This window comes from Mesorhizobium sp. WSM4819 (assembly GCF_055811215.1).
In genome coordinates, this window is the sequence record NZ_JBVVQO010000114.1 from 1 (window position 1) to 353 (window position 353).

Sequence of the window (353 nt, forward strand, 5' to 3'; positions counted from 1 at the left end):
AAGAAGGGCGAGCCCCTGAAGATGCGCCTGATCGCCTTGCGCAAATCCGAGGCCGCGACACAAGAAGCGCGGCGCAAGATCAACAAGGAAGCCAAGGCCAAGGGCACGCAGGTTCGACAGGAGACGCTGATTGCCGCCGGCTTCGTGATCCTTGTGACCTCGCTCGACCAGGATGAGTTTGACGCCGACACAGTCCTCAAGCTCTATCGCATGCGCTGGCGCATCGAGCTCGCCTTCAAGCGTCTGAAGAGCCTGATCGAACTGCGCGCGCCTCCAGCCAAAGACCCAAGGATCGCAAAGCCTTGGATTCTTGCCCACTTCCTCATCGCGCTTGTGACCGAACCCCTCTCGCA

General features: G+C 60.3%; 1 protein-coding gene. It reads left to right on the forward strand.

Features of this window, described 5'->3' with window-relative positions:
• Positions 1–21: 21 nt before the first annotated feature.
• On the forward strand, positions 22–353 hold a 332-nt coding region (locus tag AC0L18_RS32460; RefSeq protein ID WP_473495753.1), incomplete at its 3' end, for a transposase.